This window comes from Sporichthyaceae bacterium, from assembly GCA_036493475.1.
In the GTDB taxonomy this organism is placed as follows: Bacteria; Actinomycetota; Actinomycetes; order Sporichthyales; family Sporichthyaceae; genus DASQPJ01.
Map to the genome: position 1 here is coordinate 1 of DASXPS010000076.1, position 10,890 is coordinate 10,890.

General features: G+C 70.6%; 10 protein-coding genes. 4 read left to right on the top strand and 6 right to left on the bottom strand.

Going from position 1 to position 10,890, the window contains the following annotated elements:
• Both VGJ14_08425 and VGJ14_08430 read right to left on the bottom strand, forming a co-directional pair.
• Nucleotides 1-180, bottom strand: a 180-nt coding sequence (locus tag VGJ14_08425) for a DUF305 domain-containing protein (protein ID HEY2832434.1), incomplete at its 3' end; no start/stop codon positions are given.
• On the bottom strand, nucleotides 177-1,637 hold the full coding sequence (locus VGJ14_08430) for a hypothetical protein (GenBank protein ID HEY2832435.1): 1,461 nt from the start codon (nucleotides 1,635-1,637) through the stop codon (nucleotides 177-179). The genes VGJ14_08425 and VGJ14_08430, both read right to left, overlap by 4 nt.
• A 92-nt stretch (nucleotides 1,638-1,729) precedes the next feature.
• Here VGJ14_08430 and VGJ14_08435 point away from each other — a divergent pair, with 92 nt between their 5' ends.
• Nucleotides 1,730-3,688: a DNA polymerase III subunit gamma and tau gene (locus VGJ14_08435; protein HEY2832436.1), complete on the top strand. Its 1,959-nt coding sequence runs from the start codon at nucleotides 1,730-1,732 to the stop codon at nucleotides 3,686-3,688.
• A gap of 3 nt (nucleotides 3,689-3,691) precedes the next feature.
• Here VGJ14_08435 and VGJ14_08440 read toward each other — a convergent pair whose 3' ends face one another.
• Genes VGJ14_08440 through VGJ14_08450 form a run of 3 tightly spaced genes read right to left on the bottom strand, consistent with a single transcriptional unit; the run spans nucleotide 3,692 to nucleotide 5,336 of the window.
• The gene (locus VGJ14_08440) at nucleotides 3,692-4,258 is read right to left on the bottom strand and encodes a DUF5063 domain-containing protein (GenBank protein ID HEY2832437.1); all 567 of its coding nucleotides are present in this window, start codon (nucleotides 4,256-4,258) and stop codon (nucleotides 3,692-3,694) included.
• 49 nt (nucleotides 4,259-4,307) lie between these two features.
• On the bottom strand, nucleotides 4,308-4,907 hold the full coding sequence (gene recR / locus VGJ14_08445) for a recombination mediator RecR (GenBank protein HEY2832438.1): 600 nt from the start codon (nucleotides 4,905-4,907) through the stop codon (nucleotides 4,308-4,310).
• A gap of 12 nt (nucleotides 4,908-4,919) precedes the next feature.
• Complete coding sequence (locus tag VGJ14_08450; protein ID HEY2832439.1) at nucleotides 4,920-5,336, bottom strand: YbaB/EbfC family nucleoid-associated protein; 417 nt, start codon at nucleotides 5,334-5,336, stop codon at nucleotides 4,920-4,922.
• A 154-nt stretch (nucleotides 5,337-5,490) separates the two neighbouring features.
• Here VGJ14_08450 and VGJ14_08455 point away from each other — a divergent pair, with 154 nt between their 5' ends.
• The gene (locus tag VGJ14_08455; GenBank protein HEY2832440.1) at nucleotides 5,491-6,786 is read left to right on the top strand and encodes an aspartate kinase; all 1,296 of its coding nucleotides are present in this window, start codon (nucleotides 5,491-5,493) and stop codon (nucleotides 6,784-6,786) included.
• Nucleotides 6,783-7,841 (top strand): aspartate-semialdehyde dehydrogenase, encoded by a 1,059-nt coding sequence (locus VGJ14_08460; GenBank protein HEY2832441.1) that lies wholly within the window; start codon nucleotides 6,783-6,785, stop codon nucleotides 7,839-7,841. Before VGJ14_08455 ends, VGJ14_08460 begins: the two co-directional genes overlap by 4 nt.
• An 18-nt stretch (nucleotides 7,842-7,859) precedes the next feature.
• Here the strand turns inward: VGJ14_08460 and VGJ14_08465 are convergent, their stop codons facing one another.
• Nucleotides 7,860-9,020: a serine hydrolase domain-containing protein gene (locus tag VGJ14_08465; protein ID HEY2832442.1), complete on the bottom strand. Its 1,161-nt coding sequence runs from the start codon at nucleotides 9,018-9,020 to the stop codon at nucleotides 7,860-7,862.
• A gap of 372 nt (nucleotides 9,021-9,392) precedes the next feature.
• Here VGJ14_08465 and VGJ14_08470 point away from each other — a divergent pair, with 372 nt between their 5' ends.
• Nucleotides 9,393-10,475: a hypothetical protein gene (locus VGJ14_08470; GenBank protein ID HEY2832443.1), complete on the top strand. Its 1,083-nt coding sequence runs from the start codon at nucleotides 9,393-9,395 to the stop codon at nucleotides 10,473-10,475.
• Nucleotides 10,476-10,890: the final 415 nt, after the last annotated feature.

The window sequence follows — 10,890 nt, forward strand, 5'->3', positions numbered from 1 at the left end:
CAGCACGGCCTGCTCGTGGTGCACGATCATGTCCCGGCTGAAACCGATGTCGACCGCATTCGGCGACGTGCTCACGGCCGCGGCCGCGTCGCCGCCGCGTAGCTCCGCGCCGATCCCGACGCCGATCCCGAGAATCGCAACCAGCGCGACGGCCATCGCGGCCCAGCGGGTCCGCGTCATGGCCGGCGATATGCCTGGTTGGTGAAGCGCAGCGCGAGGAAGCCGTTGTCCTGACAGCTGACCCAGAGCTGGTCGGCGCCCACGAAGCGCGGCGGCGAGCTGCACCAGTCCGCGGTCAGGTCGGCGGGTTGGTTCCAGTTGGCGACCACACCGGGTCCGGCGTCGCGGATGCCCGACAGGTTGCCCGCGTAGGTAACCGGGTGCGCGGCGTGCTCCGAACCGAGCAGCCGGTCGTTCTCGCCGACCCGGGCCGGCGGGTTGAAGTAGGCCATCTCCCGCGGGTTGAGCGGGTCGTGGATGTCGAAGACCCGCACGCCGGACTGGAAGAACCCACACGCCAACGCCGTCGGATCGACCCTGCGGTCCACGGCGCAGTAGTGCGCGTCGTAGCCGAACGCCCCGTTGTGCGCGACGTCGGGGGCGACCGCGGCGGCGTTCTCCGGCCGGCTCACCTCGAGCTGGAGTTGGCGCACGATCGTCGGCTTGGTCTCATCGCTGATGTCGATGATGTGGATGTCCTCGCCGGCGAGCTCATCGACCGCGACCAAATACGGCTTGCCCTGCCAGCTGACCGGGATGGTGTGCTGACCGACCGTTTCGGTGCCACCCCAGAACACGCTGCCGAGCTCGCGGACCACCGGCGCGGGCTTGCGGGCCTGAATCTCGCTGACGTCGAGGATCTCCACGCCGGCGCCGAACGCGGTGGTCAGGTACATCCGGTTGCCGTCCGGACTGAGCTCGAAGCCGTGATTAGCCCGGCCGATGCTGGCGATCCCGGCGATGCTCGGGTGGGTCGGATCGGCGACGTCGATCGCGGTCAACGTCCCGCCGGCCAGGCCGGAGGACCAGTACGTCTTGCCGTCCGGGGACCACTGGCCCTCATGGTTGTAGGTGGTGGCGGGCAGCGTCTCGTCGGAGGAGGCGAAGGAGTTCAGCAGCGTCGGGTGCGCGCAGTCCTTCGCGATGTCGTAGACGTCGAAGGCCAACGTCCCCACCACCGGTCCGACCGAGACCCCGGCCAACAGGCCACGGGCCTCGTTGACCTTGAGGCTCTCCCACGTGTCGGTGAGCATTGCCGGGCTGGTCAGGTGGGCGGTGAGCCGCGGGTGTTTGGGGTCGGCGACGTCGATCACCTGGACGCCTTCGGACTTCTTGCGGCCGAGGCCGAAGAACGAGGTCGCGTTGTAGGCGCAGTTCTTGTACTGCGGGTTGACCCACGTGGTGCCCTCGCCCTGGTACTGCCCGAGCAGCGTGAGGTTGCAGGAGTAGCCCTGCTTGCTGCGGCCGCTCTGCCGGTCGGCGAGCGGGACCTGGCCCTGCATCCCGGTCTCCGGCGAGGACCCGGCACCGCACACCGCGCGCGGCACGGCGGAGGCGTAGGAGTCCGCGTGCGCGGGAAACTCGAGCGCGGTCAACGCCAGTGCGCAGGCCAAGGACGCAGCAATGCCAATTCGCATGGCGTGTCCGATCCGGGAGGGGCCGACATACCTAGTTCCGGTAGGTATAGCCCGAGGACACCATTGCCGGCCAGGGCCGTAGGGTCGGAAACGTGACGTTAGCGCTGTACCGCCGCTACCGCCCGGAGACCTTCGCCGAGGTCATCGGGCAAGAGCACGTCACCGAGCCGCTGCAGCAGGCCATCCGCAACGGCCGGGTCAATCACGCCTACCTGTTCAGCGGGCCGCGCGGCTGCGGCAAGACGACCAGCGCGCGGATCCTGGCCCGGGCGCTGAACTGTGAGCAGGGGCCGACGCCGACGCCCTGTGGCACCTGCCAGTCCTGCCGGGACCTGGCCCGCGGCGGCGGTGGCGGGCTGGACGTGGTGGAGATCGACGCCGCCTCGCACGGTGGCGTCGATGATGCTCGGGACCTGCGGGAGCGCGCGTTCTTCTCCCCCGCGATGTCCCGCTACAAGATCTACGTGATCGACGAGGCGCACATGGTGACCACGGCCGGCTTCAACGCCCTGCTGAAGGTCGTCGAGGAGCCGCCGGAGCACCTGAAGTTCATCTTCGCCACCACCGAGCCGGAGAAGGTCATCCCGACCATCCGCTCGCGCACCCACCACTACCCGTTTCGGCTGGTGCCGCCGGGTGTGCTGCGCGACTACCTGGCCGAGCTGTGCGAACGGGAGAAGGTGCCGGTGGATCCGGCTGTGCTGCCGCTGGTGGTGCGGGCCGGTGCTGGGTCGGTGCGCGACAGCCTGTCCGTGCTGGACCAGCTGATGGCGGGCTCCGGCACCGACGGCCTGACGCTGCCGCGGGCCACCGCGCTGCTCGGCTACACCGACGCGGCACTGCTGGACGACGTGGTCGACGCCTTTGCCGCGCACGACGGCGCGGCGGTGTTCACCCTCGTGGACCGGGTCATCGAGGCCGGGCACGATCCGCGGCGGTTCGTCGCCGACCTGTTGGACCGGCTGCGCGACCTGGTGGTGCTGGCCGCGGTGCCCGAGGTCGCCGGCACCGGCCTCATCGACGCGCCCGTCGATCAGCTGGAGCGCATGCGCGCCCAGGCCGCCCGCTTCGGCCCCGCTGAGCTGTCCCGCGCCGCCGACCTGGTGAACACCGGGCTGACCGAACTACGCGGCGCCACCGCGCCCCGGCTGCAGCTGGAGCTGATCTGCGCGCGGGTGCTGCTGCCCGGCGCCGGCCCGATCACCGACTCCGCCGAGGCCCGCGATCTGCACGCCCGGCTGGACCGTCTGGAGCGGCGCCTGGCGGGCACCGCCGCCGAAACCCCCAACCTCTCCGGGCGTGTGGGGCCTTCCGCGGTCGCTGATAGCCCCACACGCCATGAGCGGATGGAGGTTGCGGCGCCCGCTCCCACGCCGCCGGCCCCGGCTGCACCCACCCCGACTGCGCCCGCAGCCGCCGCCGAAACCCCCAACCCGTCCGGGCGTGTGGGGCCTTCGGAGGCCGCCGATAGCCCCACACGCCATGAGCGGACGCCCTCACCGGCCCCGCCGGCAGTCGCGGCGCCCGCATCGGTGGGCGCGCCGGACATCACCACGCTGCGGCGGATGTGGCCGGACATCCTCAACGTCGTCAAGACCCGGCGGCGGTTCACCTGGATGATCCTCATCGACGGGGTGCAGGTGGCCTCGCTGGACGACAACACGTTGGTGCTGGCCTTCGCGGAGGAGGGCAAGCGGAAGAACTTCCTGAGTTCGGGCAGCGACGAATTGCTCAGCTCGGCGATTCAGGAGGTGCTGCGGGTCCAGTGGCGGCTGGACGCGGTGCTCGACCCGGCGCGGGCCACCGCGCCGAAACCGACGCCCGCCGGCCCCGCGCACGCGGTGCCCGCCCCGACACCGGTCGCCCCGTCCGCGCCCATCGCACCGGCGCCCACGGCCCCGCCGCCGAGAGCCGCACCGGCGGTGGACGCGTCGCTGGACGACAGCGCGCACGAGGACGACGAGCCGGTCGACGACAACGGCCTGTCCGGCCGGGATCTGCTGATCCGTGAACTGGGCGCCAGCGTGCTCTCCGAGATCGAGCACGACTGATCGTCAGGGCGCGACGGCCTCCTCGGCCGACGCCATGGCCGAGGCGGTGCTCGCGCCGGCAGCGTCCAACCGGTCGTGCGCGACCACGCTCTGCAGCGCGCGCAGCGTGGTCGCGGCCTGGCTGCCCCAGTGGCTGAGGTAGGAGAACTGCCACCACCACAGCGCCTCGGTCTGCCGACCGGCCTTGTAGTGCGCCAGGCCGTGCAACAACGCCGAGGCCACTCCGGCCAGGTCGTCGGAGATCCGACAGATGAGCAGCTCGGGCTTGGGCTCGTAGGGGTCGAAGACCTCGGCATACTCGTCGATCGGGTCGAGCAGCTTGGCCAACGCCGTGCGGAGCTCGTCCAGGTCCTGATCGGCCCCGGGGTCCGGTTCGAAGCGCTCGTCGAGCATCACGTCGGAGATCGCGCCCAGCCGGCCGCCGGCCAGCAACACCTGGGACACCGCGACCAGCAGTATCGACACGGCCTCCTCCGGCCGCGCGGCCCGCGCCACCTCGCGCAGCGCGATCAGGAATCCCTCGACCTGATCGGCGATCTGCGTTGCGAAGCCGTCCGGATCCTCGGTCACATCTCCACCCCATTGCCTGCCGGTTAGTCGGACGTTAGGGGAAACAGAATCACACGTCGAGCGAACGTCTGCCCTCGAAGGCCCGCCCAAGAGTGATCTCATCGGCGTACTCCAGGTCACCGCCCACCGGCAGTCCGCTGGCCGGCCTGGTCACCTTCAGGCCCATCGGTTTGACCAGCCGCGCCAGGTAGGCCGCGGTGGCCTCGCCCTCCAGGTTCGGGTCGGTGGCCAAGATCATCTCAGTGACCTCGCCCTCGCCCAAGCGCACCAGCAGTTCCCGGATCCGCAGGTCATCCGGGCCGATACCGTCGATCGGGCTGATTGCCCCGCCGAGCACGTGGTAGCGGCCGCGGAACTCCCGGGTGCGCTCGATGGCCACCACGTCCTTGGCCTCCTCGACCACGCACAGCACCGTCGGGTCGCGGCGCGGGTCGCGGCAGATACGGCAGCGCACGTCCTCGGTGACGTTGCCGCACACCTCGCAGAACCGGACCTTCTCCTTGACCTCGGAGATGGCCCCGACCAGTCGACGGACATCCGCCGGATCGGCGGCGAGCAGGTAGAAGGCGATGCGTTGCGCGCTCTTCGGACCGATGCCGGGCAGCCGGCCCAACTCCTCGATCAGGTCGGCGATGATCCCGTCGAACATGCGTGGTCCCGGCTACCGACCGGGCGGCAGACCGAAGGCCCCGCCGTTCCCGCCGACCTCGCCGGGGTCGGCCCCGCCAAAGAAGTCACCCAGGCCCAGGTCGGCCATGATGCCGCCGTCCAGGCCCATGCCTGCGGCGAATGGCCCCATGGTCTGTGCGGTGACCTCGGCGGCCGCGCGGTGCGCGTCGCGGAACGCCGCCAGCACCAGGTCGGCCAGCGTCTCGGTGTCCTCCGGGTCGACGGCCTGCGGCGAGATCTCCAGGCCGATCAATTCACCGGCCGCGGTGACCGTGGCGGTGACCAGCCCGCCGCCCGCCGTGCCCTGCACGTGCACGTTCGCCAGCGAGGCCTGCGCGGCGAGGATCTGTTCCTGCATCTGCTGGGCCTGCGCCAGCAGCGCCGCCATGTCGGGCATGCCCGCCGTCATCTGGGCTCCTTCGCTCCGCGACCTGATGGACCCGAGCCTATGCGCCCGGGCAAACCCGGCGACCCGCCCCGCGGTGGAGCACTAGAATTTGCCCTCAGCGCCCACCGTTGTCGCGCCCGCACCCCTGTTCGCCCGCCGCCCGAGGAGCCTCACCGTGCCCGCACCGCTCGAGCAGCGCGCTCGCAGCCTGGTTGTGCAGAAGTACGGCGGTTCGTCGGTGGCCGACGCCGAGTCGGTCAAGCGAGTGGCCAAGCGCATCGTGGACACCAAGCAGGCGGGCAACGACGTGGTGGTCGTGGTTTCCGCCATGGGCGATACCACCGATGAGCTGATCGACCTGGCCAAGCAGGTCACCCCCCTGCCACCGGGCCGCGAGCTGGACATGCTGCTCACCGCCGGGGAGCGCATCTCCATGGCGCTGTTGGCCATGGCCATCGCGAACCTGGGTCACGAGGCGCGCTCGTTCACCGGCAGCCAGGCCGGGGTGATCACCGACTCGGTGCACGGCAAGGCCCGGATCATCGACGTCACGCCGGGCCGCATCATGCAGGCGCTGGACGCCGGGGCGATCGCGATCGTCGCCGGGTTCCAGGGCGTCTCGCAGGACACCAAGGACATCACCACGCTGGGCCGGGGCGGTTCGGACACCACCGCGGTGGCGCTGGCCGCGGCGATGAACGCCTCGGTCTGCGAGATCTACACCGACGTGGACGGCGTGTTCTCGGCCGACCCGCGCATCGTGCCGAGCGCGCGGAAGCTGTCCGGGGTCACGTACGAGGAAATGCTGGAGATGGCGGCGTGCGGCGCCAAGGTGCTGCACCTGCGTTGCGTGGAGTACGCCCGCCGGTTCGGGCTACCCATTCATGTGCGGTCGTCGTTCAGCCAACGCGAGGGCACCTGGGTGCTGCAGGGACACGAAGGGGACGAGATGGAACAGCCGATCATCGCCGGTGTCGCGCACGACCGCAGCGAGGCCAAGGTGACGGTGGTCGGCGTACCGGACCGTCCGGGTCAGGCCGCGGCGATCTTCTCCGCGGTCGCCGGGGCGGGCATCAACATCGACATGATCGTGCAGAACGTGTCCGGTGCGGCCACGGGGCGCACCGATATCTCCTTCACCGCGCCGCGTGCCGACGGTGCCGCGGCGGTGGCCGCGCTGCAGGCAGTCCAGGAGCAGAACGGCTTCGAGTCGCTGCGCTACGACGACCAGATCGGCAAGGTCTCGCTGATCGGCGCGGGCATGCGCTCCCACCCGGGCGTGTCCGCCAAGTTCTTCTCCTGCCTGGCCGACGCCGGGGTGAACATCGAAATGATCTCCACCTCGGAGATCCGCATCTCGGTGGTGGTCCGGGAGGACAGCGTGAACACCGCGGTGCTGGCTGTGCACAAGGCGTTCGACCTGGACACCGAGGACGAGCAGGCCGTGGTCTACGGGGGGACCGGACGATGAGCAACAAGCCGACGCTGGCCGTCATCGGTGCCACCGGCGCCGTCGGCACCGTCATGCTGGACCTGCTGTCCACCCGGGAGGACGTCTGGGGCGAGATCCGGCTGATCGCCTCGCCCCGCTCGGCGGGCAAGCGGTTGACCGTGCGCGGCGAGCAGGTCGAGGTCCTCGCGTTGTCCGAGGACTGCTTCGACGGCGTGGACGTCGCGATGTTCGACGTGCCCGACGAGGTCTCCGCACAGTGGGCGCCGGTGGCCGCGGCCCGCGGCGCGGTGGCGGTGGACAACTCCGGGGCGTTCCGGATGGACCCGGACGTGCCACTGGTGGTGCCCGAGGTGAACCCCGCCGCGGCCCGCCGGCGGCCGCGCGGCATCATCTCCAACCCCAACTGCACGACGCTGTCGATGATCGTGGCGATGGGCTGCTTGCACGCCGAGTTCGAGCTGCAGGCCCTGGTGGTGGCCTCCTATCAGGCCGCCTCGGGCGCTGGGCAGCCCGGCATCGACGCATTGCGCGAGCAGATCAATAAGGTGGCCGGCTCGGACACGCTGGGCACGCAGCCCGGCGACGTGCGTCGCGCGGTCGGCGAGTTCGGGCCGTTCCCGGCCCCGCTGGCGCTCAACGTGGTGCCCTGGGCGGGCTCGTTGAAGCAGGACGGCTGGTCCTCGGAGGAGATGAAGGTTCGCAACGAGTCGCGCAAGATCCTGGGTCTACCCGGCCTGCGGGTCTCCGCGACCTGCGTGCGGGTACCGGTGATCACCACGCACTCCCTCGCGGTGCACGCGACCTTCGCCTCGGAGGTCTCCGTTGAGCGCGCGCACGCCGTGTTGCGCGACGCCCCCGGCGTGGTGCTGGTGGATGACCCGGCGAACGGTGAGTTCCCGACGCCGGCTGACGTGGTCGGTACCGACCCGACCTGGGTCGGTCGGGTGCGCCGGGCGCTGGACGACCCGAACTCCCTCGACCTTTTCCTGTGCGGGGACAACCTGCGCAAGGGCGCGGCACTGAACACCGCGCAGATCGCCGAGCTGGTGGCCGCCGAACTGCGCGGTGAGTGAACGTCGTCTGATGCGCCGTCAGGCGTAGGCGGCCATCTCCACCGCGAAGCACAACTGCAGGATGTCCGGCATGCCGAACGGCAGCGCCTGGGTGTAGAGCGCGCCCGCGATGCCGGAACTGCGGTCGATCCAGAAGTGGGTGTTGAACAGGCCCGCCCAGGCCCCGGTGTTCGCCGCGCGCATGCCCGGCAGGTCGACGGAGTTGAGCAGGAAACCGTGACCCCAGGTCCAGCCCGGACCCAGGTTGAAGTCGCAGGCCAGCGTGGGCTCGGCCGTCGGCAGTGCCTCGGGGAAGGTCAGCGGGGCGATCTGGTCGCTGAACGCCTGCGCCACGGTGTCCGGCTTCAGGATGGTCGTCCCGTCCAGCGTGCCGTCGTTGAGCAGCATGCGCTGGAAGCGCATGTAGTCCTCCGGCGTGCAGTGCAGGCCGTGGCCGCCGGCCCACCACTGGGGTTCCTGCGGCAGGTCGAAGCCAGTGGGCGCCCAGTTTCCGGCGCTGTCCGGCATGTGGATCGGCACGCTGCCCGCGCGCTGCTCCGGGCTCATGACGAACGTCGCCGAGCTCATCCCGAGCGGGCCGGTGATGTTGGCCTCGAAATACTTGTCCAACGATTGGGTGCTGGTGACCTCGACGATCTTGCCCAGCCAATCGGTGTTGATGCCGTAGGACCATTTCGTGCCCGGGTCGAAGTGCAGCGGCGACTCGAACACGACGTCGAGGCCGGCGATGACGCTGGGCATCTCGCTGAACTCCTGGAAGCGGCCCTGGTTGGCGGAAAAGAAGTCGTACTCGGTGCCGGCAGTATGCGCGATCAGGTTGCGCACCGTGGCCCGCCGGGCCGGCGCCCGCAGCTTCGGGTTGCCGTCGTCGGTGAACCCGGCGAGCACCAGCAGGTCATCGAAGTCGGGCAGGTAATGCCCGACCGGGGCCTCGATGTCGATCAGGCCGCGCTCCATTTGCTGCAGTGCGGCGACGGTGGTCACCGGCTTGGTCATCGACGCGATCCGGTAGGTGGTGTCCGGGCCGATCCCACCGCTTTCCGGGACGCCGGCAATCCGGGAGCCGGCCGCACCGGCGTAGCGCACCCCATCGCGATCGCCGATCACCGCGACGATGTTCGGCACCGCGCCGGAATCGACGGCGGACTGCAGAAGTTGGTCAATCGCGTGGTGATCCATGGGAGCACTCCGGTGTGTTCGGCGCGCCGGCGGCACGGTTTCGCGCCGAGTCAACCACTTCGCCGCTTAAAGCCGAAGGCCCCGGGGCGGCGGCGGCCCGGGGCTTCGGCGGGTGGGACGTCGGGGGGCGGGGGCGGTCCCGGCGTTCGCTTGTGTTGGCCGTGGCCCGGACCGGGGAGGTGGTCCGGGCCTTCGGCGCTTTCGGTGCAGCACCCCCGGCGGGGGTCCGGGGCGATGCGGTGCTGACAGCTTGAATGTCGGAGACCGACGGGGTCGCCTTGAGGGTCGGTGGAAAAAAATCTTGGACAACCTGCGGACACGGCCCCGCCAGTTGAAAGGTCGGCCCGGCCACCGGGGGCCTAACCTGCGGCGATGAAACGAATGGGGGCCTTCGCCCGGAGCATCGCGCTGAGCGGTGCGGTGCTCGGCTGCGCGGCCTGTGGCGGCGGGTCGGCCGGGCTCCCGGCGCCTCCGGGGAGCCCTGCGGCGAGCGCGGATCCCGCCCTCCCCCAGCCGGACTGGCATTGGGAGTCGTTCCGCAACGTGGAGTTGGCGGTGCCGGCGGGTTGGGCCCACGGCACCGGTGACGTGGCCGCCGCGCAATGGTGCATCTCGGACTCCACCTACGCGGCCCCGTATGTGATCCGGCCGGGCCTGGAGGCCGAGCAGGCCTGCCCGATGGCCTCGCCGGAGCCGGTCGACCCGGCCAACCTGGTCGCCAAGGCGGGCTCTTTCGTCTCCTTCGCCGACGTGTCGTCCCCGTCGTCGTCCGGGGCGAAGGACGGCCTGGTCGGTGACCGGCTGACCCGCGCCGAGGGTTCGGTGCTGGTTCGGGTGCAGGCCGAACAGGCGGTGCGGGAGAAGATCGTCGGCTCGATCCGCCGGATCACGGTGGACGCGGCGGGGTGCCCGGTGAGCGACCCGATCAGCACGGATCCGGGCGCGCGACCGTCGCCCGCGGTGGCCGTGGCCACGGTGAAGGACGTGACCAAGGTGGTGGCTTGTCGGTATTCGTTGATCGGGCCGGCGCTCGGCTCGTCGTCGACGGCTGCGCCGACGGCGGCGCCGGGTTCGGTCACCGAGGCGGCGACCTTGTTGTCCTCGGTTGCGGTGCAGGGCGCGGTGGCCGCCGACGCGGTCAAGGCGATGGGCGATGCCTCACCCGGCGGCGGCCCCAACAGCGAGCAGAACTGCCCGAACCAGGCCGGCCGCGGGACGGAAGCGATCGTGCTGCACATCGTTTCCGCGTCCGGCTCGTCCGAGGTCTATCTGCGGTACGGCGGCTGCAATTCCCTCGACGACGGCCTGGTGCCGCGGGTCCTGACCCGCCGCGCGGTCGGGCCGTTCGTGACCGGGGCGAACATGATCCCGGAGTACAGCGACGCGCTGGCCGGGATTCTCGACGATCCCGACGCTCCGGCCACCTCGGGCGACGCTTCCGGCACCGGCTACTGACGTCGTCCTGCCGGGCAAGCCGACGGGCATTGCGCCCCGACTATCACGAAACGACCGTCCCTATTGTCCGCTCTGTGGTGTTCAGGCACAGTTCACAGAATTGACATAATCCAAGGCCTGGATGCCGACAGTTGCCTGAAGGGGTTAACGCATGACACCCACCCGACTTCGTCGGGTGACGCTAGCCGTCCCGGTGCTGGCGTCGCTCGCCCTGGTCATTTCCGCGTGCGGAAACGGCTCGACCAGTTCAACCGCGCAGCAAGAGCCTGCTGCCGCGCCTGTGGGTGCGGCTGCGGTTGCTGCTGCTCCGGCGGCTGCTGCTGCGGTGGCTCCGGCGGCGCCGGCTGTTGGGGTGAAGGCGGCCAAGGCGGTGACCGCGGTCAAGGCCGCGAGCAAGGCGAGCAAGGCGGTCCCG